17 protein-coding genes and 2 pseudogenes are annotated in these 21401 nt (G+C 72.2%); 5 read left to right on the forward strand and 14 right to left on the reverse strand.

Annotated elements, in window-relative coordinates:
• From ACIRPX_RS44780 to iolC, 4 genes are all read right to left on the reverse strand, one after another.
• Positions 1-866: thiamine pyrophosphate-binding protein (locus tag ACIRPX_RS44780; RefSeq protein ID WP_404205926.1), on the reverse strand; the 866-nt coding region annotated here is incomplete at its 3' end.
• The gene (iolB, locus tag ACIRPX_RS44785; protein WP_404205927.1) at positions 863-1732 is read right to left on the reverse strand and encodes a 5-deoxy-glucuronate isomerase; all 870 of its coding nucleotides are present in this window, start codon (positions 1730-1732) and stop codon (positions 863-865) included. The genes ACIRPX_RS44780 and iolB, both read right to left, overlap by 4 nt.
• The gene (locus tag ACIRPX_RS44790; RefSeq protein ID WP_404205928.1) at positions 1729-2601 is read right to left on the reverse strand and encodes an aldolase; all 873 of its coding nucleotides are present in this window, start codon (positions 2599-2601) and stop codon (positions 1729-1731) included. The genes iolB and ACIRPX_RS44790 overlap by 4 nt, the downstream gene beginning before the upstream one ends.
• Before the next feature lie 4 nt (positions 2602-2605).
• Positions 2606-3592 (reverse strand): 5-dehydro-2-deoxygluconokinase, encoded by a 987-nt coding sequence (gene iolC, locus ACIRPX_RS44795; RefSeq protein WP_404205929.1) that lies wholly within the window; start codon positions 3590-3592, stop codon positions 2606-2608.
• 482 nt (positions 3593-4074) lie between these two features.
• On the opposite strand from iolC, the gene ACIRPX_RS44800 reads away from it, so the two are divergent.
• Positions 4075-4344, forward strand: a complete 270-nt coding sequence (locus ACIRPX_RS44800; protein WP_404205930.1) for an AAA family ATPase — start codon at positions 4075-4077, stop codon at positions 4342-4344.
• Here ACIRPX_RS44800 and ACIRPX_RS44805 read toward each other — a convergent pair.
• On the reverse strand, positions 4277-5656 hold the full coding sequence (locus ACIRPX_RS44805) for a hypothetical protein (protein WP_404205931.1): 1380 nt from the start codon (positions 5654-5656) through the stop codon (positions 4277-4279). The genes ACIRPX_RS44800 and ACIRPX_RS44805 overlap by 68 nt on opposite strands.
• A 918-nt stretch (positions 5657-6574) precedes the next feature.
• Here ACIRPX_RS44805 and ACIRPX_RS44810 point away from each other — a divergent pair.
• Together ACIRPX_RS44810 and ACIRPX_RS44815 are read left to right on the forward strand one after the other, a co-directional pair.
• Entirely contained in the window at positions 6575-8629 is a 2055-nt protein-coding gene (locus tag ACIRPX_RS44810) for a phosphocholine-specific phospholipase C (RefSeq protein ID WP_404205932.1), read from the forward strand.
• A gap of 89 nt (positions 8630-8718) precedes the next feature.
• On the forward strand, positions 8719-9564 hold the full coding sequence (locus tag ACIRPX_RS44815) for a phospholipid scramblase-related protein (RefSeq protein WP_404205933.1): 846 nt from the start codon (positions 8719-8721) through the stop codon (positions 9562-9564).
• Between the two features lie 12 nt (positions 9565-9576).
• Here ACIRPX_RS44815 and ACIRPX_RS44820 read toward each other — a convergent pair whose 3' ends face one another.
• A complete protein-coding gene (locus ACIRPX_RS44820; protein ID WP_404205934.1) occupies positions 9577-10533 on the reverse strand; it encodes a hypothetical protein in 957 nt (318 codons plus the stop codon).
• Positions 10530-11339: a phosphatase PAP2 family protein gene (locus ACIRPX_RS44825; protein WP_404205935.1), complete on the reverse strand. Its 810-nt coding sequence runs from the start codon at positions 11337-11339 to the stop codon at positions 10530-10532. Before ACIRPX_RS44825 ends, ACIRPX_RS44820 begins: the two co-directional genes overlap by 4 nt.
• Positions 11340-11565: 226 nt before the next feature.
• On the opposite strand from ACIRPX_RS44825, the gene ACIRPX_RS44830 reads away from it, so the two are divergent.
• A complete protein-coding gene (locus ACIRPX_RS44830) occupies positions 11566-12180 on the forward strand; it encodes a TetR/AcrR family transcriptional regulator (RefSeq protein WP_404205936.1) in 615 nt (204 codons plus the stop codon).
• Positions 12181-12400: 220 nt separating this feature from the next.
• Here ACIRPX_RS44830 and ACIRPX_RS44835 read toward each other — a convergent pair whose 3' ends face one another.
• Positions 12401-13456 (reverse strand): DUF2510 domain-containing protein, encoded by a 1056-nt coding sequence (locus tag ACIRPX_RS44835; protein ID WP_404205937.1) that lies wholly within the window; start codon positions 13454-13456, stop codon positions 12401-12403.
• A gap of 388 nt (positions 13457-13844) precedes the next feature.
• Between ACIRPX_RS44835 and ACIRPX_RS44840 the strand changes: the two are divergent.
• Positions 13845-16528: pseudogene (locus tag ACIRPX_RS44840) on the forward strand (ATP-binding protein).
• Positions 16529-16540: 12 nt separating this feature from the next.
• Here the strand turns inward: ACIRPX_RS44840 and ACIRPX_RS44845 are convergent.
• The 6 genes and pseudogenes from ACIRPX_RS44845 to ACIRPX_RS44870 all read right to left on the reverse strand — a co-directional run.
• Complete coding sequence (locus ACIRPX_RS44845) at positions 16541-17332, reverse strand: SDR family NAD(P)-dependent oxidoreductase (protein WP_404205938.1); 792 nt, start codon at positions 17330-17332, stop codon at positions 16541-16543.
• 64 nt (positions 17333-17396) lie between these two features.
• Positions 17397-18524 (reverse strand): 3-oxoadipate enol-lactonase, encoded by a 1128-nt coding sequence (gene pcaD, locus ACIRPX_RS44850; RefSeq protein ID WP_404205939.1) that lies wholly within the window; start codon positions 18522-18524, stop codon positions 17397-17399.
• Positions 18521-19855 (reverse strand): 3-carboxy-cis,cis-muconate cycloisomerase, encoded by a 1335-nt coding sequence (gene pcaB / locus ACIRPX_RS44855; RefSeq protein ID WP_404205942.1) that lies wholly within the window; start codon positions 19853-19855, stop codon positions 18521-18523. Before pcaB ends, pcaD begins: the two co-directional genes overlap by 4 nt.
• Before the next feature lie 23 nt (positions 19856-19878).
• On the reverse strand, positions 19879-20484 hold the full coding sequence (pcaG, locus tag ACIRPX_RS44860; protein WP_404205940.1) for a protocatechuate 3,4-dioxygenase subunit alpha: 606 nt from the start codon (positions 20482-20484) through the stop codon (positions 19879-19881).
• Positions 20485-20490: 6 nt separating this feature from the next.
• Positions 20491-21264, reverse strand: a complete 774-nt coding sequence (gene pcaH / locus ACIRPX_RS44865) for a protocatechuate 3,4-dioxygenase subunit beta (RefSeq protein WP_404205941.1) — start codon at positions 21262-21264, stop codon at positions 20491-20493.
• 42 nt (positions 21265-21306) lie between these two features.
• A pseudogene (locus tag ACIRPX_RS44870) lies at positions 21307-21401 on the reverse strand (acetyl-CoA acetyltransferase); the annotation flags it as partial.

Below are 21401 nucleotides of genomic sequence, written 5' to 3' on the forward strand. Positions count from 1 at the left end.
CCCGTGGAGCCGATGCCGCCGACCGCGTAGGGGTGGTCCCAGGGCACCGCGCCCTTGCCGGCGTGGGTGTCGGCCACCGGGATGCCGGTCGCCTCCGCGAAGGCGCGCAACTCGGTCTCCGCACCGGAGTAGACGGCGCCGCCGCCGGCCACGATCAGCGGCCTCTTCGCGTTGCGGATCAGGGCGGCGGCGCGCTCGACGGCGGCCGGTTCCGGAACCGGGCGGCCCACGCGCCAGACCCGGCGCCGGAAGAAGGAGAGCGGCCAGTCGAAGGCCTCGGCCTGCACGTCCTGCGGCAGCGCGAGGGTGACGGCACCGGTCTCGACCGGGTCGGTGAGCACCCGCATCGCGGCCAGCGCGGCCGGGATCAGCTGCTCAGGGCGCTGGATGCGGTCGAAGTACTTCGATACGGCCCGGAAGGCGTCGTTGACGGTGACGTCCCCGCCGCGGGTGTCCTCCAGCTGCTGGAGCACCGGGTCGGCGGAGCGGGTGGCGAACATGTCGCTCGGCAGTAGCAGGACCGGCAGCCGGTTGGTGGTCGCCAGCGCCGCGCCGGTGATCATGTTCGTCGAACCCGGGCCCGTCGACGCCGTACAGGCGAAGGCGGCCAGCCTGTCGCGCATCTTGGCATACGCCACCGAGGCGTGCACCATGCCCTGCTCGTTGCGGGCCAGGTAGTAGGGAAGGTCGGCTTCGCCGGTGGTCGCGGCCTGGAGGAGGGCCTGTCCGACGCCGGCCACGTTGCCGTGACCGAAGATGCCCCACACGCCGGGGATCAGGCGCTGCTCCTGGCCGTCCCGCTCGCTGTACTGGTGGGCGAGGAAACGGACCAGGGCCTGGGCGGTGGTCAGTCGTACGGTCTTCATCGGTTCTCTCCGAAGGGCAGCCGGTCGTCGACGTCCTGGGAGTCCCAGGTGCCGCGCACCCAGCCGTGGGCGGGGTCGTCGCAGATCAGCCAGGCGCGGTCCTGGCCGGGACCGGCCATGACGTTGAGGTAGTAGAGGTCGTAGCCGGGGGCGGCGATGGACGGGCCGTGCCAGCCGTGCGGGATGAGCACCGTGTCGCCGGAGCGGACCTCTGCCAGCACGTCGATGGGACGGTCCGGAGTGCCGTACACCCGCTGATAGCCGAAGCCGTTGCCGTCGCCGGAGACCTCGAAGTAGTAGATCTCCTCCAGCTCCGACTCCTGGCCGGGCCGGGCCTCGTCGTGCTTGTGCGGGGGGTAGGAGGACCAGTTCCCGCCCGGGGTGAGCACCTCGCACACCAGCAGTTGCTCGGCCTCGAACGTGCCCGGCAGGCAGTAGTTGTTCACCTGCCGCGAGCACGCTCCCGCGCCCCGCAGCTCGACCGGCACGTCCTCCTTGCGCCCGTACCGAGCGTGGAGGCCACCTCGCTCGGTACGGGCGGAGGGCAGCGCGAACCGTCCCCCACGGGCGCTGCTGATGACGGCCTCCGACTCACGTGGTAGGTACGCGAAGTCGGTGGCCGAGGCGAACACGCCCGTGCGGCCGGTGAGTCCGAAGGTGCTGCCGTCCGTGGTGACGGTGCAGGAGCCCGCCAGCGGCAGGACCAGGAACTCGGAATCCTCGGTGGACAGGGCGTGCGTCTCGCCCGGACCCAGGGTCAGGATCCTGAGACCGGAGTATCCCCAGCCCGCCGACTCCGGCGTGACCAGGAGGTCGTAGGGGCCGTCGGCCGAGGCCCTCGCCGGCAGATGGTACTTGCTGGTCACAGCAGGCTCACCGCCCGGTCCACCGCGCCCGCGACATCGCCGTCGGACGGGTAGAGCAGGGAGCGGCCGACGACCAGGCCCTGCGCAGTGGGCTGCTTGAGCGCCTTGCCCCACGACACGAACGCCGCCTCCGCGTCCTTCACCTCGCCGCCCAGCAGCAGCGCGGGCAGCGTGGAGGAGGCCAGGACCCGCTCCATGTTCTCCACCACCGGCAGCTTCAGCCAGGTGTACGCGCTGCGGCGGCCGAGCCCGGAGGCGATGGTGATCGACTTGATGACGGCCTCGGTGGACAGGTCGTTGCGGATCCTCCCGTCGCGCCACTCGGAGAGGAACGGCTCGACCATGGCGATGAGTTGGCGGTCATTGAGCTCGTCGACGGCGTGGGCCGTGTTCTTCAGGACGGACGGCGTCGCCGGGTCGCCCAGCGCGATACGGGTGAGCATCTTGCCGCCGTCGAAGCCCATCGCGGCGATGGTCCCGGCGTCATAGCCGGTGAAACGGTCGTCGATCTCGAAAACGGAGCCGGCCAGCCCCGCCCGGTTCATCGAACCGAAGACGGACTTGCCGTCGAGGACGCCGAGGAGCAGCAGGTCCTCCAGGATGTCCGCGGTGGCGAGGACACCCGTCACGCCCGGGCGCTCCAGCGCGACGCACAGGCGGTCGAGGAGTTCGTAGCGGTCGGCCATGGCCAGCGGGTCTCCGCCGACGCCGTTGGCGCCGCGGGCCGGGTGGTCGGCGGCGATGATCATCGCCCTGCCGTGCTCGCCCAGCCGCGAGGTGGCCTTCACACGGCTCGCGGCGGCGGCTGCAACGGCACCGGGATCCTTCACCCGGGCATCCACGATCCGGCCCACGTTGTCGGACAGCACGTCGTCACACCTCTCGTTCTGAGTCGTTCGAGTCGCGCAGCTTCGCCTCGACCTCGGCCTCGGTCGGCATCGCGTCGGAGCAGGACAGCCGACTTGCCACGATGGCGCCGGCCGCGTTGGCGAAGGACACCGTGCGCCGGGTGTCCCAGCCGGACAGCAGCCCGTGGCACAGGGCGCCGCCGAAGGCGTCACCCGCACCCAGGCCGTTGACCACGTTCACCGGGACCGGCGGGACCTCGCACACCGAGCCGTCTCCGTCCATGGCCAGCACGCCCTTCGGGCCCTGCTTCACCACCGCCAGTTCGACTCCGGCGGCGAGCAGCGCCTTTGCGGCGGCATAGGGCTCGCGTTCACCGGTGGCGACCTCGCACTCGTCGAGGTTGCCCACGGCCACCGTGGTGTGACGCAGGGCCTCGGTGTAGTACGTGCGTGCCTCGGCCGGCCCGAGACGGTAGCCGCCGACGTCCCGGGGCCAGAAAGTGGGACGCCAGTCGAGGTCGAAGACGGTCGGACCCGATTTCGCCCGGTGGGCCAGGGCCGCGAGGGTGGCCGAGCGGCTCGGCTCCTCGCTCAGGCCGGTCCCGGTGACCCAGAAGATCCGTGCGTCCCGTACCGCCGCCAGGTCGAGTTCCCGCTCTCGGATGTCGAGATCGGGGGCCTTCGGCAGGCGGTAGAAGTACAGCGGGAAGTCGTCCGGCGGGAAGATCTCGCAGAACGTCACCGGGGTCGGCGCGATGTCCGACGTACCGATGAAACGGCTGTCGACCCCGTAGCCCTCCAGGGCCGAGCGGACGAAGTCCCCGAACGGGTCCCGGCCGGTCTTGGTGATCACGGCCGCGGTGTGCCCGTACCGGGCGGCGGCCACGGCGACATTGGTCGGGCTGCCGCCCAGGTACTTGCCGAACGACGTGACGTCCGCCAGCCCCACACCTGTCTGGAGCGGGTACACGTCCACCCCGACGCGTCCCACGGTCAGTACTGCGAACGACATCACACAGGTTTCCTTTCGCCCCGGAGGCCCAGAGGGAGGTGGTGGCGCAGGCGCCGACTTAAAGCGCTTGAATAGCTCGCTCTAAGTCGAGAACGATGCCCCCGCGCAAATGTCATGTCAATAGGTTGTTGCTACGATGTTTCCGTGATCTGGTGCCGCAGGCCCACTGCGGTGGGCGGCGTGAGCGGTGAAAGGCCCGCGGTTCTCGGGCTGTCACAGGAGCACGGGAACCGGTGCCGCGCCGTGGGCGCACCGCTCGGAGATCCTTGCAGCCGAACGTACTCGGTCGTTCGGCCGGTGCGGCGGGAGCGTGTGCCGGGCGTCGCGAAGGAGACTCGGTCTCTCGGCTGTGCGAAAAAGACGCGGGCTCGGGTGCGGTGCGAGGGCTCAGGACGGGCAGGCAGCCGGAGGTGGCAGGTTGGCACGTCGCCTGAGTCGCAACGCGGCGGACGGTGAGCCCGCGAAGCGCCCGAAGCCGTCACGTGATCCACACCCCGGCCCCGGACTTCATCGGACGTACGGACGAGCTCTCCGTGGTGCGCGACGCGTTGGAGAACGGGCCGACGCTCGTCGTGGTGGACGGCGAGGCCGGTATCGGGAAGACGCGGCTCATACGCGAGGCAGTCGCCTCGGCGACGGGGCGAAGGGCGCTGATCGCCACCTGCCCGCCGCTGGCCGAACCGTTCACCCTGGGGCGGTCGTCGACGGGATCCGGCGGATGTGCCCGCGGCTGGACGCCGATGTGGCGCTGACTCCGCCGGCCGGTGCGCTACGGCCGCTTTTCCGGACTGGGCCGACAGACTGCCGCGGCCTTTGGAAGCATTGGACGATCCCCGGGAGACCCGGCGCCGGATCCTGGGCGCGCTCACGGAGCTGGTGGGCCGACTGGACGTCGACGCGCTGGTCGTCGAGGACGCGCACTGGGCGGACAACGCGACACTGGAATGGCTGCTCACGCTCACGGCCGCCGGACGGTCCGGGCTGTCGATCATGGTCTCGATCCGCCCGGACGAGGTGACGGACAGCTCGCTCCTGCCCCGGCTGACCTCGCGGGTACCCTCGGACGTGACGCTGGTACGGCTGGCGCTGGAACCACTCGGCCTGGCGGAGCTCGCCGGCCGTCTGATGGTGGCGTACATGGAGGGCGCTGATGATCATGAGGGCGGCGCTGCCGAGGGCGTGGTGGGCGAAGGCGTCGTGGCCCATGAGATTGCCGAGGACGGTGGAGTCGATGTCGGCCGTCGTGGCCGTCTCAGGGGTGGTCCACTCCTCAAGTGCCGGGTCGGGGGGGAATTGAGTGGTCCGGAAACGAGACAACGAATGGGCACCGCGGCCGTGGGCGCTGCCGTAGTCGAGGTACCAGGTGGAGCCCTCCCGGCCGTGGCCGACCCGCAGCCGGCGCAGCCAGCCCTGCGGCTTGAGGACGGTGTCGTAGACGGCCCGTGGCGTTGTGCGGGAGATCCCGGCTTCCTCCGCTGTCTGCCGTTCACTGGCGTGGTGCAGCGGGCCGCCCGCGATTTCGGCGAAGTTCAGATGCGCCCGCAGCACGCGCAGGGCGGTCCGTCCCCGCTCCCCGCGCCAGGGCGTGGTCTCGATGCGGTCCCGCAGGGCGGCGAGCACCTCGAACGCGTCGTGCCGCGAGCCCAGCGCCAAGGTGGTGCCGACGGTGGCCGAGGCGCTGTTCCAGACCCGGCGGAGGTAGTCCAGGGCGCGTGTCTGCCCGGAGCGCAGTGCGATGTTGCGGGTGTGCCGTCCGCCTTCGTGCTCGGGGTGCAGGAGGAGTTGGGTGAGCTGGTCGATGGTGCCGCCGGCGCGGGCGACGTGGCAGGCGATGGCCGCGGTGATCCGGTGCCCGTGCTCGGCCGCGCCCTGGCGGTCCCCGCGCGGGAGCACGGTCCGCCTGTCGGAGGAGAGTCGGCTGTAACTGCCGGTGGCGTAGCGGCCGGTGAGGTCTCCGAGCAGAATCAGATCGGCCGCAGTCGATGGCAGTGCGGAGGGGCCCAAGGGGCCGCGGCAGGGAGTGAACTGGCGTTGGGGGAGTGGCTGGTGAGTGTTGTCGGACACGGTGGGGTCGTCTCGCAAAGACGTGGACGCCGCCCAGGCCCGCTAAAACCACGGGTGGCATCCGGAACCGACCTCCAACGGCGCCGGCAAGGTCCCCAGGATTGCCGTCCTGGAGGCCCTCGTCATTCCGGCTCCGAGCGGAGGCAGGCGTCCCCATCGCAGCTCGACCGAGGTCGAAACAGAGCCCCGCCAGAGTGGTCCACTCTTGATCCACACCGGCCAACTCAGGTCTCTCAAAGGCCAGTTCCAGGGGCTGATGCCTCTGACTGCCTCTGCGTGACCCGGGTCGAACCGGGGTCGAATCAGAGCGGTTTCCTCTGACTGCCTCCGTACGCCTCTGCAACCCGTCCTAGCAGGTCACAGCCTCATCGCCCCCACATGAGCGCAGGTCGGAAAGGTGCGCTAGCTGTACCACTGGTTCCTGGCGAAGGCGGTCATGTGAGGCATGGCGTTCCCGTCCCTGAGAGCGGGGCGCCGTCGCCCCGCAGTGCCGTGGTTGGGCTCAGGGTCGTGACGGGCGCCACAGGGGGGCAAGGGCGCTTCCGCCTGACGGAAGTCTTCTCCACGGCCCGGAACGAAAGGAATGCGCCACCCCCGGCCGCCCGTCGACCGGAGGAAGACCGCGGTGGCGATCTGCCGGGCCAGGAAGTGCGGGCGCCTGCCCACCCGCCGTACCACCCCACGGCGTCGCCCGCGGAGGCGGCGCGTCGCGGGCCGAACGCGTGTCCGTCGTGATCGCGGTCTCCCGGGAGGCGGGGCCCGGCACGCCGCCTCCGTCGCGTCCCACCGCTCGTACCGACGACTTTCACATTGGCGCCATCCGACCCTTCCCTGACGTTTGTTGCTCTTGGAACACTCGCTGCGCGCGCATTCCGTCATGTTCCGGCCGTCCGCACCAGGATGAGAGGCACCCACACCATGCCCGAAGTCAATCGGCGCCGATTCCTGCAACTCGCGGGCGCGACCACCGCGTTCACCGCGCTGTCGAACAGCATCGAGCGTGCTGCCGCGCTGCCCGCGAACCGTCGCACGGGGTCCATCGAGGACGTCGAGCACATTGTCGTGATGATGCAGGAGAACCGTTCCTTCGACCATTACTTCGGCTCGCTCAAGGGCGTCCGCGGGTTCGGCGACCCGCGCCCGGTGACCTGGCCGAACGGCACGTCGGTGTGGCACCAGAAGGATGCGGGCGGCAAGGAGATCCTGCCGTTCCACCCCGACGCCGACGACCTGGGCCTGGCGTTCATCCAGGACCTGCCGCACGGTTGGAACGACACGCATGCCGCCTTCAACGGGGGCAAGTACGACAAGTGGGTGCCCGCCAAGGGCACGACGACGATGGCGTACCTGACCCGTGACGACATCCCGTTCCACTACGCGCTCGCCGACTCCTTCACCGTCTGCGACGCGTACCACTGCTCGTTCATGGGCTCGACCGACCCCAACCGCTACTACATGTGGTCCGGTTGCACGGGCAACGACGGCCAGGGCGGCGGTCCGGTCCTCGGCAACGACGAGGCGGGCTACGGCTGGACGACCTACCCCGAGCGCCTGGAGAAGGCGGGCGTCTCCTGGAAGATCTACCAGGACGTCGGCGACGGCCTGGACGCGGCCGGCAGCTGGGGCTGGATCTCCGACGCCTACCGGGGCAACTACGGCGACAACTCGCTGCTGTACTTCAACCAGTACCGGGGTGCCGAGCCCGGCGACCCGCTCTACGACAAGGCCCGCACCGGCACCGACGCGACCAGGGGCGAGGGCTTCTTCGACCAGCTGAAGGCCGACGTCAAGGGTGGAAGGCTGCCGCAGATCTCCTGGGTCGTCGCCCCCGAGGCGTTCACCGAGCACCCCAACTGGCCAGCGAACTACGGCGCCTGGTACGTCTCCCAGGTCCTCGACGCGCTCACCGCCGACCCGAAGGTGTGGGCGAAGACGGCGCTGTTCATCACCTACGACGAGAACGACGGCTTCTTCGACCACCAGATCCCGCCGTATCCGCCGCAGTCGGCCGCGCAGGGCAAGTCCACCGTCGACCCCTCCCTCGACCTGTTCAAGGGCGGCGGCGGCAACGCGGCCGGCCCCTACGGCCTCGGCCAGCGGGTGCCGATGCTCGTCGTCTCGCCCTGGAGCAAGGGCGGCTACGTCTGCTCCGAGACGCTCGACCACACCTCGATCATCCGGTTCATGGAGACCCGCTTCGGTGTCCACGAGCCGAACATCTCGCCCTGGCGGCGCGCCGTCTGCGGCGATCTGACCGCGGCGTTCGACTTCTCCCGTACGGACACCAAGCCGGTCGCCCTGCCGGACACCGACGGGTACGAGCCGCCGGACAACAACCGGCACCCCGACTACGTGCCGACCCCGCCGGCCCAGGGCGTCCTGCCCAGGCAGGAGCGCGGCCTGCGCCCGACGCGTCCGCTCAAGTACGCCCCGTACGTGGACGGTTCGGCGGACACCGCGGGCGGGAAGTTCACCCTCACCTTCGCCTCGGGGGTGGACGCGGGCGCCGCCTTCCTGGTCACCTCCGGCAACCGCACCGACGGGCCGTGGACCTACACCACCGAGGCCGGCAGAACCGTCGCGGACACCTGGAACTCGGCGTACTCGAACGGCTCGTACGACCTCGCCGTGCACGGTCCCAACGGCTTCCTGCGCGTCTTCAAGGGCCCGAACAGGACCGCCGGGCCCGAGGTCACCGCCCGTCACGCCGGTGGGAACGTCGAGCTGACCTTCACCAACAAGGGCTCCGGCACGGTCCGTCTGACGCTTGCGGGCGGCTACGGCGTACGGCCGCGGACGTTCTCCGTACGGGCCGGCGCGACCGTCCGGCACACCGTCGACCTCGCGGCGAGCAGGCACTGGTACGACCTCACCGTCACCTCCGGGGCCGACCGGAGCTTCCTGCGGCGATTCGCCGGACATGTGGAGACCGGGAGGTGCGGCGTCAGCGACCCGGCGATCATCACGGAGTGACGGGTGCGGTGACGTGCCGGGTAAAAGCTGATGAACACCGCAACGGAAGGGGTGGTGAGGTGCGGGTGGGGCCGGGGTAGTGTGCCCCGGTGACCACGCATTCGAACACACCTGCAGGTTGGTACCCGGATCCGCACGGAGCGCCCCGGACCCTGCGCTACTGGGACGGCGCTCAGTGGACCCAGCACACGCACGCCGACCAGCAGGCGGCCCCGGCCGGGCAGCCGCCGCAGCCGCAGATGCCGCAGATGCCGCAGCAGGCCCCGGGTCCCGACCCGCGGGTGCAGCGCCAGGTGCAGCAGCAGGCCGGGGTCGCCGCGGGCGGCCCCGGTGGCGGCAGCCTGTTCACCGAGCCGGTCCTGGTGGTGAACCAGAAGGCCAAGCTGATCGAGCTGACCAACGAGTACACGGTCATGGACCAGAACGGCCACCAGATCGGCTCGGTCACCGAGATCGGGCAGAGCGCGCTGAAGAAGGTGGCGCGCTTCGTCTCCAGCCTCGACCAGTTCATGACGCACCGGCTGGAGATCCGGGACGCCCACGGGCAGCCGCAACTGGTGCTGACCCGGCCCGCGAAGTTCTTCAAGTCGCGGGTCGAGGTGAGTCGTCCGGACGGTTCGCCGGTGGGCGAGATCGTCCAGCAGAACATGATCGGGAAGATCAACTTCGCGATGAACGCGGACGGCCGGCAGGTCGGCGCGATCAAGGCGGAGAACTGGCGGGCCTGGAACTTCGCCATCGTGGACCACGCGGACAACGAGGTCGCCCGGATCACCAAGACCTGGGAAGGCCTCGCCAAGACGATGTTCACGACCGCGGACAACTATGTCCTGCAGATCCACTACCAGTTGCCCGAGCCGCTGCTGAGCCTGGTCGTCGCGACGGCGCTCACCGTGGACACGGCGCTCAAGCAGGACTCACGCGGCCTGGGTTAGCTTTTCAGCGGCTCAGCGGCTCAGCGGGGTGAGGTGGCCCGGGTCCGCCGTCGGGCGGGGCACCAGTACCCGTTCCGGTGTCGCCGTTTGCGGCTGGAGGGCCAGCACCGCGGCCACGGGGTGCTCCTCGCCGGCCGGGGCGGGGACCCGGACGGGGGCCGGACGGGTCAGCAGGACGACGCCGCAGGAGGCGAGGGCCGCACCCGCCAGGGCGAGCAGCACGCCCGCCGCGCCGCCGCGCAGGCCCTGGCCGAGCAGCGTGAGGCCGATCAGCGAGGCCGCCACCGGGTTGGACAGGGTCAGCACCGCCAGCGGCGCGCCGAGTCCGCCCTTGTACGCCGTCTGCGACAGCAGCAGTCCGCCCGCGGCGAAGGCCGCGACCAGCACCGCCACCAGGACGACCTGGAGGCTCAGAGCCGGGCCGGAGCGGTCGGTCGCCGCGACGGTCACCGTCTGCGTGAGCGCCGAGGCCACGCCCGAGGCGAACCCGGACGCGGTGGCGTGCCGCAGTCCCGGCCGGGCCCCCGGCCACGACAGCATGCCGATCAGCGCGGCCGTGGTGCCCGCCACCGCCAGCGCCTCGGTCAGGCTCAGCACCTGCTCGGGCGCCGAACCGGACGCGGCGACCAGCAGCGTGGCCAGCCCGGCCAGGGTCAGCGCGGTGCCGCGCCACTCGGCCGTGCTCACCTTCCGGCCGGCCACCCGCGCCCCCATCGGCACCGCGGCGACCAGCGTGAGGGCACCGAGCGGCTGCACGACGGTCAGCGAGCCGTACTTGAGGGCGACGACGTGCAGCAGGGCCGCGGAGGCGTTGAGCCCGACCGACGCCCACCAGGCACCCGCGCCCAGCAGCCGCAGCACACCGCGGTCGGAGCTGCGTGCGGCGAGGCGCTCCTGGGCCACGGCCGCGGCCGCGTAGGCGACGGCCGAGACCAGGGAGAGGGCGACGGCCACGAGAACGGCGGTCATCGGCCCGCTCCGACCAGGACCTTCTCGTCCCTCTTCCCGGCGGCCGGCGCGCGCAGGCCGCCGCCGCTTCCGGCGGTGCCGACCGTGCGGCGCGGCCGGCGGATCACGGCGAGCGCGACGCCGAGCATGGCGGTCGCGACGAGGGCGTCGACCCAGTAGTGGTTCGCCGTGCCCACGATCACCAGCAGCGTGACCAGCGGGTGCAGCAGCCACAGCAGGCGCCACCGCGAGCGCGTCGCCGCGATCAGGCCGAGGGCGACCATCAGGGCCCAGGCGAAGTGCAGCGACGGCATCGCCGCGAACTGGTTGGAGAGGTGGTCGGAGGAGGGCGGGCCGTACACCGACGGGCCGTAGACGTGCGCCGTGTCGACCAGCCCCGTGCCGGTCAGCATCCGCGGCGGCGCCAGCGGATAGGCGAAGGGCAGCACCAGGGCCGCCGAGGTGACGGTGGCCAGCACCCGGCGGGCCCAGACGTAGTGCGCCGGGCGCCGCAGGTAGAGCCAGACCAGGAAGCCCGCGGTGGCCGGGAAGTGGACGGCCGCGTAGTAGGTGTTCGCGATCTGCGCGAGACCGTCGCCGTGCAGCAGGAGGGACTGCACCGAGCCTTCGCCGGGCAGGTGCAGCGCGCGCTCGAGGTCCCACACGCGGTGCCCGTTGCTGCGGGCCTCGCCGGTGTGGCCGGTGGCGAGCTGCCGGCCGAACTTGTAGACGAGGAAGAGTCCCGCGACGAGCAGGAGCTCACGGACGAGCGGCGGCCGCCGTACGGCGGCCGCCTCCGCGTCCGGAGGCTCGGTGCTTCCGTTCATCCCCCGGCTCCCTTGCTCACGTTCGTGCGTGGTGCTGTGTGCGGTGCTGTACGTGGTGAGACCTCGGCCGGGGCCGGAACTCATCGGTACGCGTCCGTCCCGAAACGAATGCGTTCCGATACGGGATTGTACCGATACGTCGGCGTTCCGGTACAGTGGCGTATCGATAGGTACGACACACTGGAAGCCGGGAATAATCCCGGTCCGGAAGTGAGGGAGAGAGCACATGACGTCGCAGGACGCGGACGGACCGGAATCGGTCGCCTCGCCGCGCCGCTCCAAGATCACGCCAGAGCGTGAGAAGGAGTTCTTCGACGCGGTGCTCGAGCAGATCCGTGAGTGCGGGTATGACGCCGTGACCATGGAGGGCGTCGCCGCGAGCACGCGCTGCAGCAAGTCCACGCTCTACCGGCAGTGGAAGACGAAGCCCCAGTTCGTGGCGGCGGCGCTGCGGTCCGCCCGGCAGATGCGCTTCGGCGGCATCGACACCGGGTCGCTGGCCGAGGATCTGCGCCAGGCCGCGCGGGTCGCCGCGCTGTGGGGACGCAAGGACACCAGGCTCCACCAGGCGCTCGGCCATGCCGTCACCCAGGACCCGGACCTGCAGCAGGCGCTGCGCGAGGCGCTGGTGGAGCCGGAGATCCGGGCGATGCGGGAGATCCTCCAGCGGGGGGTGGAGCGGGGCGAGATCGCCGCCGACCATCCGGCCCTGCCGTACGTACCGGCGCAGATGTTCGGCGTGATGCGCGCCCGGCCCGTCCTGGAGGGGGAGTACGCCGACCCCGACTATCTGGTCCGCTTCGTGGAGGCCGCCGTGCTGCCGGCACTCGGCCTCACCTGAGACCCAGGCCGCCGTCCACGGGATGACCGGACGGGGGCCTGACCGCGCCGCACCGTGGGGACGGGGGCGGCGCGCACCCCCGGCCGGGCGGGGCTCCTCCTGAGCGGAGGGGAGTTCCGCCCGGCCGACCTGTGTCCGGCGTCTGCGTCCGGAACCGACGTCCTGAGTCGGTACCGACGTCCGGAGCCGGAGCCGGAGCCGGAGCCGGAGTCGGGGCGGGTCAGACGTTCTGGCCGCTGCCCCCGCCGGTCGACACCTTGATCCCCTTGGTGATCGTGTCGATGACGGCCTGCGTCTCGGCGACGTCCACACCGAACCGGACGACGACGATCCGCTGCGGGTCGGCGGGCGAGGGGAATGCGAGCGACTCGACGTAGCCGTCCGAACCCTTGCTGGTGACCGCCTTCCAGCGGACCAGGTAGCCCTTCTGCCCGGCCACGGTGACCGCCTTGGACGCGAGCACGTCGTGCGAGGTGATCGAGCCGTACGTCTTGCCGCCGTAGGACTCCTCGGCGTTCGCGGCGATGTCGGCCTTCGCGACCGCCTCCGCCGTGCTGCCCCTGGTGCCCAGGGCCAGCGCGGGCGCCGAGTAGGCACCGCCGTTCGTACAGGTCTGGGACGTGTTGCCGGGGCACTTGTAGGACTTGTCGGAGGTGATCTGCGCGCCCACGGACAGCTGCTGCCCGTACCAGTCGTCCGGGATGGGCAGGCTGATCCCGCTGATCCCGTCGGTCACCGACCCGCTGCGGATCTTCGGCGCCTCGGACCCTCCGGGCGCGGGCGACTGACCGCCGCCGCCACCGGACCCGCCGGACCCGCCGCCGAACGGTCCGCCCTGCCCGCCCTGGCCGCCGGAGGAACCGCCCTCGCCGCCCGGACCACCCTGCCCCTGGCCCGGCCGTGCGGCGCTGCCGCCGCCCGAACCGTCGTTTCCGGCCAGCGCGTACACCCCGACGCCGATGCACGCCAGCACGACCACGGCCGTCCCGACGGCGATGCCCGTGCGCAGCCCGCGCCGCGACGGGGCCGGCGGCTGGGCCGGATACGCCGGGTAGGCCGGGTGGGCCGGGTAGGCGGACGCATCGGCCGGATGGGGCGCCGGCATCGGCGCCGCCCCGGCCGCCGGCGTCTGCGCCGGGGGACCCCATACGGCGGCCGAGCCCGCAGGGCGGGTCCGGTCCGTCCATGCCTTGCCGTCCCACCACCGCTCGGTGGCGGGACCCTCACTTGTCTGCCCGGGATCGGGATACCACCCGGGAGGAGTCACCTGCGTCATGCCCCCACCGTATGAGGCGTGGGTGAAAGCCGGATGAGAGGACCCCGGCCGCGGCGTCCTCGCAGGGCACCACCCACCGCTCCGGCGTACCGGCCGCGCCGCCGCCCTCCGGCGCCGGAAGGCTGCCGCCGCGCGGCGCCGGAGGCAGGGGCCCCGCACGGCGGCCGGATCCCGCACGTCCCGGCGCTGACCGAAGAACAGCTTGATTCCAGCGGCTTTTGACTGCCGGTTACCTTTCGAAGGGCAGATCACCGGCCTGGCGCGTCGCCTGCCCGCACCGGCTGTCACCCATCACGGCAACAGCTGCCCGGACCGGGCTCCACTTCCTCGATCAGAGGGCTACGCTCGAGGTCTGTACGTCGTTCGGGCGACTTGGGGAGGTAGCGGGATGACGGAGGTCCGGCCCACGGAGGCCGCCTCGGCCTCCCTCTGGGAGCGCGACGAGGAACTCGCCGCCGTCGAGGAGGCGCTCCACACCCTGTGCGCCGACCGCTCCTCCTCGGGCAGCCTGCTGGTGATCAAGGGCGAGGCCGGCATCGGCAAGACGGCCCTGCTGGCCGAGGCCCGCCGCATCGCCGAACGGCGCGGTTGCACCGTGTGGTCGGCCCGCGGTGGCGAGACCCTCAAATCCGTCCCGTTCAACGTCGTACGGCAGCTGCTCCAGCCCGCGCTGGTGTCGCTGATGCCGGAGGAGGCGCGCGAGTACCTCGGCGACTGGTACGACATCGCAGGCCCCGCCCTCGGCATAACCGAACCCGGCGAACGCCAGGCGGACCCGCAGGGCGTCACCGACGGCCTGGTCGCCGGAGTGCGCCGGCTGGCCCGCCGGGACTGGCCGCTGGTCCTGCTGATCGACGACGCGCACTGGGCCGACCTGGAGACGCTGCGCTGGCTCGCCGCCTTCGCCGAGCGGCTGGACGACCTGTCCGTACTGGTCGTGGTGGCCCGCCGGCCGGGCGAGGTCGGCGGCGAGGGCGCCCGCTACCTGGAGGCGGTCGCCGCCGCCGCGGGCCGGCCTCAGGCCATGCTGAGCGCCCTCACCCCGGGGGCCACCGCGGGCCTCACCCGCGCCACTCTCGGCGCGCACGCCGACGCCCCGTTCTGCCGCGAGGTCTGGGCCGTCACCGGCGGCAACCCGTACGAGACCGTGGAACTCCTCGCCAAGGTCCAGGACAGCGAGCTGGAGCCGACCGAGCACGCCGCCGCCGAGCTGCGCGCCCTCAACCGCTCCGCCCGCGGCGGCGGTCTCGTCGCCCGCCTGGAGGAACTCGGCATCGACGCCACCCGGTTCGCGTGGGCGGCCGCGATCCTCGGCACCGGCATATCCGTCGGCCTGGTGGCCAAGCTCGCCACCATGAGCCTCGACGACGCGACGCGCTGCGCCGAACTCCTGGAGGGCGCCCGTATCCTGACCGAACCGGACCCGGCGAACGCCCGGATCGGCGACGGCGACCTGGAGTTCGTGCACCCGCTGATCGCCACCGCCGTCTACAACTCCATCCCGGACGCCCTGCGCACCGCCATGCACGGCATCGCCGCCCAGGTCGTCACGGACTCCGGACTCGGCGCCGCGATGGCCTCCCGGCACCTGCTCCAGGTGCATCCGGACGACGACGAGGAGCTGGTCGAGCAGCTGCGTGAGGCCGCCCGCGAGCACCTCGCCGTCGGCGCGCCCGACGCGGCCCGCCGCTGCCTCGAACGCGCCCTGCTGGAACCACCGCTCCCGGAGGTCCACGCGCGGGTGCTCTTCGAGCTCGGCTGCGCCACCCTGCTGACCGCGCCCGCCACCACCATCGACCATCTGCAGTCGGCGCTCGCGATGCCCGGCCTCGACGCCGAGGAGCGCGTCGACGCCGTCGTCCGGCTCTCCCAGGCCCTGCTCCACAACGACCAGTTGGGGGAGGCCGTCCGCACCGTCGAGGCGGAGGCCGCGCGGCACGAGGACGGGCCCGCCAGGCTGCGGCTCCAGGCCGTGCAGTACATGTGGGAGGGCATCTACGCCGGCGAGTCGAACTCGCCGGGACGCTCCGAACGCCTCGCCGGCCTCGCCCGCACCTGCACCGGGCGCAACAACTCCGAGCGCGCCCTGCTCATGCTGCGCGGCTTCGACGCGCTGCTGCAGGGGAGAACGCGGAGGAGGTCGTCGAAGCGTGCGACCGCGCACTGGTCAACGGCCGACTGGCACCGGGCCTGGGCTGGACCGACACCGAGTGGGGCATCGAGCTCCTGCTGATGCTCTCCAACTCCTACGCCTACACCGACCGCCTCGACCGCTCCGAAAGCCTCTACAACGAGGCCCTGCGCACCTACGAGCAGGCCGGCTGGAGCGGCGGTCACCTCTCCCTCGCCCATGCCCACATCGGCCTCGTGCACCGCAGGCGCGGCCGGCTCAGGGAGGCGGAGGCGTCCCTGCGCGAGGCACTGCGCCTCGCCGAGCGCGTCGGTCGCGGACTGCCTCTGTACTGGTGCGCCACCAGCAACCTCGTCGACGTCCTGCTCGCCCGCGGTCATGTCGACGAGGCATGGGCGATCGCCGACCAGTACGGCTTCGCGCCGCCCTATCCGTCCCCGATGGTGATGCACGACCCGCGGTCCGTGCGCGGCCGGCTGCTGCTCGCGGTGGGCCGCACCACGGACGGCATCAATGAACTGGAGGAGGCCGAGAAGGACGCGACCGCGCGGGGACACCACAACCCGGTGGTGCTGCCCTGGGCCTTCAACCTCGCCCGTGCCCTCGCCACGGAGGATCCGGTCCGCGCAGCGCAACTGGCCTCGGACGCCCGGCGGCAGGCCGAGCGGTTCGGTACGGACACGGCCATCGGCGAGGCGCTGAGGTGTGCCGCAGCACTGGAGAACGGGCAGCGTGCGGTTCGTCTCGCCGCCCAGGCCGTGGCCTATCTGGAGGCTTCTCCGTGCCAGTACGAGCACGCTGCCGCGCGGGTCGAGTACGGGATCGCCGCGCGGTCCGTGGCCGAACTCAACCGGGGCCTTGCGCTTGCCCGTTCGTGTGGTGCGGACGGGCTGGTGACGAAGGCCCGGGACGTGCTGGAGACGGGGCGGGGGCTGCGCTGAGGGGTGAAATCCTCACAGCGACAGCAGTTGGTCCGTCACCGTTGACAGGCGTTTTTGCAGGGCCTCGTCGTATGTTGCCTCGTGGGCGCGGGAGCGGGTCGTGCCGTCGTAGTAGTGGCCTGTGCCGTGGTCCTCGGTGGCCAGGGCCAGGACGCCCGGGGCGCCGTCGGCGACCGTGTTCCAGGGAGTGACGCCGCCCTCGCGGACCATGGCCGTGTCCATGAACGTGGCGGGGTGGAGGACGTTCACCGAGACGCCTGTGTCCGCCAGTTGCCCGGCCAGGGCGAACGTGTGGGCCGCCAGGGCGAACTTGGCGCGGCGGTAGGCGGCGAAGCCGTCGTAGGCGCGGCGGTACTCGATGTCGTCGAAGTCGAGCGGATCCTGGCCGGCCGAGCCGACGTTGACGATGCGGGACGGTGCGTTCGCGCGCAGCACCGGCAGGAGGGCACGGGTCAACACCACGGGGGCCAAGTAGTCGACCGCCAGGCGTAGTTCGTGGCCGTCGGCGCTCAGCTCACGCGCCCCGCCGGGGGCGCCCGCGCCGACACCCGCGTTGTTGATCAGCACCTCCAGGTCGGGGTGGGCGCCCGCGACGTGCGCGCCCAGCTCGCGCACCTGGGCGAGCGAGGCCAGGTCGGCGACGAAACCCTCCGCGTCCCCCTCCGCACGCAGCTCCGCGACCAGCTGCTCCGTACGGCCCGTGTCGCGGCCGTGCGCCAGGACGACGTGCCCGGCACGCACCAGCTCGAAGGCGACGTAGCGGCCCAGACCCGAGGTGGCGCCGGTGATCAGAATGGTGGACATGCCTCCACCGTAGGCACGCGGTGACGGCATGTGGGAGATGCTGCTGAGGCTACGACCACCAGGGTCACCCTCCCTGGCCGTCCTCCTCCGCCAGCACCCGCTGGGCCGTCGCGAACGCCGAGTTCGCCGCCGGAACCCCGCAGTACACGGCCGTCTGGAGCAGCACGGCGCCGATCTCCTCGGCCGTGAGCCCGTTGCGACGGGCCGCCCGGACGTGCATGGCCAGCTCGTCGTAGTGACCGTGCGCGACCAGTGCCGTCAGCGTGATCATGCTGCGTTCGCGGCGCGAGAGCGTGGGGTCGGTCCAGATCTCACCCCAGGCGTAGCGCGAGATGAAGTCCTGGAAGCGGGCGGTGAAGGGCGTCTGGCGCGCCTGCGCACGGTCCACGTGCGCGTCGCCGAGCACCTCCCGCCGTACCTCCATGCCCCGCCTGGCACCTGTGCCGAGGTGGGCCCGCAGCGCGGTCAGAACGGCCTCGGGGCACTGTGCCGGAGCCAGGTGCCCGGCGCCGGGGAGTTCGACGAGCGCGGCGCCCGCGACGGCGTCGGCGATCTCCCGGAGGTGCGGGGGCGGGGTCGCCCTGTCCTCGCGGCCGGCGATCAGCAGCGTGGGCACGGAGATCTCCGCCAGCCGGTCCCGCAGGTCGAAGGCGGCCAGCGCGTCGCAGCAGGCGGCGTACGCCCCGGGATCGACCTCCGCCTGGTCGCGCACCAGGCGCGGCACGGTGAAACCGGGCGTGAACCAGCGCGCGTCGGCGCTCTCCACCAGGAACTCCAGGCCCTCCCGCCGCACCCGCCCGGCCCGCTCCTGCCACGGCTTCGCCCCGTCGAAGTGCGCCGAGGCGCAGATCGTGGCCAGCGACGTCACCCGGTCCGGGTGGTGCAGGGCGAGATGCAGCCCGACGGCCCCGCCCAGCGACACACCGGCGTAGGCGAAGCGGTCGATGCCGAGCGAGTCGGCGAGCGCGAGGACCAGGCCGGCCAGGTCCCCGACGGTGGCGCCGGGGCCGATCAGCCCGGGCGCCGACCCGCCGTGCCCCGGCAGGTCCCAGCGCACCACGCGACGGGTGATCGACAGCTCGGGTGCCACCGTGTCCCACAGGGCGTACGACGTGCCGAGCGAGGGCCCGAGCAGCAGCGGGGGAGCGGAAGCGGGTCCCTCGGCACGGTGGTTGAGGAGTTTCTCGGTCAACGTCGCTCCAGTGCACGGTCGGTGAGGACTCCGGCGGAGCCCGTGTAGCGGGCGGGATCGGTCGGCCCGTCGAGATCGACGTCCTTCAACTCCGGTTCCTCGGCGAGGAGTTCGCGCAGCGGGCGGCCCTCGGCGTAGGAGCGGGCGGCCAGGTCCGTGAGCAGTTCCCTGGCGCGGGCGCGGCCCAGCACCGGGGCCAGCTCGGCCGACAGCCGTTCGGAGACGATCAACCCGTGGGTGAGGGAGAGGTGTTCGCGCATCGCGTCCGTGTCCACCCGCAGTCCTTCGGCCAGCCCGGCGGCGTCCCGGGCCGCTCCGCCGGTCAGCCGCAGCAGGTCACGCAGGGGTTCCCACTCGGCGTGCCAGGCGCCGGCCGGGCGCTCGTCCTCGGCTGCCTGCGCGCCGTACAGCGTGGCCGCGAGCTGCGGGGCGCGCCGGGCCGCTGCCGCGATCAGCGTGGACCGGACCGGGTTGGCCTTGTGCGGCATGGCCGACGAGCCGCCGCCGCTGCCCTCCGTCACCTCGGCGATCTCGGTACGGCCGAGTGTCAGCACGTCCGCGGCCATCTTGCCCAGTGCGCCGGCCGTGAAGGCCAGGCAGCCGGTGAGATCGGCGATCGGCGTGCGCAGGGTGTGCCAGGGCAGGAGCGGTTCCCGCAGGCCGAGTTCGCGGGCGAAGGCCGCCACGAGGGCCGGCGGGTCCGTGGCGCCGTAGGCGGTGAAGGCGGCCAGCGTCCCGGCGGCGCCTCCGAGTTGGGCCGGGAGACCGTCCCGTACCGCGTCGATCCGGTCCCGGGCGTCGAGGACGAGCGAGCGCCAGCCGGCCGCCTTCAGCCCGAACGTCGTCGGTACGGCGTGCTGGGTGAGCGTGCGGCCCGGCATCGCGGTGTCACGGTGCTCGGCGGCCAGCCGGGCCAGCGCCCTCTCGGTGCGCCCGAGGTCGGCGAGCACGAGGTCCAGGGTGCGCACGGCGACCAGCATCATCGCCGTGTCCATGATGTCCTGGCTGGTCGCGCCCCGGTGCACGTAGGGCCCGTACCGCGGGCCGACCGCCGTCGTCAGATCGGCGACCAGCGGGATGACCGGGTTGCCGCCGCCGCGCGCACGCGCCGCCAGGGACCGTACGTCGAAGCGGCCGGCGTCGGCCGCTTCGGTCACCGCGGCCGCGGCCTCGGGCGGGACGAGATCCAGCGCGGCCTGGGCCCGGGTGAGGGCGGCCTCCGCGTCCAGCAGGGCCTGCAGGCAGGCCGTGTCGGTGGTGGCCGACGCGGCGGGGGAGCCTGCCCACCCGGGGGCGAGCAGGCCGGTGTCGTCGGGATCGGCTGGGGGCACCTCCCGCCCGAAGGGTGGGGGAGTCACTGGAACTCCAGGAAGACCGTCTCGCCTTCGCCCTGAAGGCGGATGTCGAAACGGTAGGTGCCCTTGCCGTCGTCCTTCGCGATCAGCGTGCCGCGGCGCGCGTCGTCCAGCCGGGACAGCAGCGGGTCCGCCGCGAGCGCCGTCTCGTCGCCCGGCAGGTAGATCCGGGTGAACAGGTGCATCAGCAGCCCGCGCGCGAAGACGCACACGCTGATGTACGGCGCGCTGTGCCCGCGGGCGCCGGGCCGCAGCGTCCGCGCGTACCAGTGGCCGCCGGCGTCCGTCTGGACACGCCCCCAGCCGGTGAACTCCACGCCGTTGCGGCCCAGATAGCCGCCGCTCGCCGGGTCGCGCCGGATCGAGCCGTCGACGGCCGGCACCTGGCCGTCGGGGTCGGCGCCCCACAGTTCCACGAAGGCGTCGGGCAGCGGCTCGCCCGCGCCGTCGTGGACGTATCCCTGGAGCGTGATGGTGTCCGGGTGCCCGACCGGCGCGATGTCACCGCCGCCCGGGAACGGCAGCGCGTACCCGTAGAAGGGGCCCACCGTGTGCGAGGGCGTGGGCAGGACGCTCTCGGGCCGACTCGTGTCGATCTTCGTCATGGCAGCTCAGCGCCCTTCTTCGAGCCAGGTGGCGTGCGGGCCGTCCAGCACGATGTCCCAGTGGTAGCCCATCGAGAACTCCGGCACGGACAGGCTGTGGTCGTACGTCGCCACCAGCCGCCCGCGCGCCGCGTCGTCGGTGACGGACTGGATGATCGGGTCGTACGGGAACAGCGGATCTGCCGGGAAGTACATCTGCGTCACCAGCCGCTGTGTGAAGGCCGGGCCGAACATCGAGAAGTGGATGTGCGCCGGCCGCCAGGCGTTGAGGTGATTGCGCCAGGGGTACGGGCCCGGCTGGATGGTGGTGAAGCGGTAGCCGCCGTCGGCGTCGGTGATCGTACGGCCGACGCCGGTGAAGTTGGGGTCCAGCGGGGCGTCGTGCTGCTCGCGCTGATGGGCGTACCGCCCGGCCGCGTTGGCCTGCCAGATCTCGACGAGCTGACCGCGGACCGGACGGCCGTCGCGGTCCAGGAGGCGGCCGGAGACCGTGATGCGTTCGCCGATCGGCTCGCCCCGGTGGTGCCGGGTGAGGTCGTTGTCGATCTCGGTCATGTCGCGCTCGCCGAAGGCGGGGGAGTGCAGCTCCACCAGCTCCGGATCCTTGCTGACGTCGATGGCGACGGGCGGCTGCCGGGGGTGGCGCAGGATCGACGAGCGGTAGGGCGCGTAGTCGCGGCGCGGGTGGTGCTCGACCGGGGCGCCGTCGGCGACCCGCTTCTCGTAGGCGGCGTGGGCGGCCGCGATCTCCTGGTCGATGTCGTGTTGCGTGAGAGTCATGGGGGCTTCCTCGGGCTTCCCGGGTGTTCTTGGCGTGTGTTCTCAGCGTTCGAGGACGAGGGCGAGGCCTTGTCCGACGCCGATGCACAGGGTGGCGATGCCGGTGCCGCTGCCGCGGCGGGCGAGTTGGTGGGCGA

Source organism: Streptomyces sp. NPDC101225 (assembly GCF_044767585.1).
Classification (GTDB): domain Bacteria; phylum Actinomycetota; class Actinomycetes; order Streptomycetales; family Streptomycetaceae; genus Streptomyces.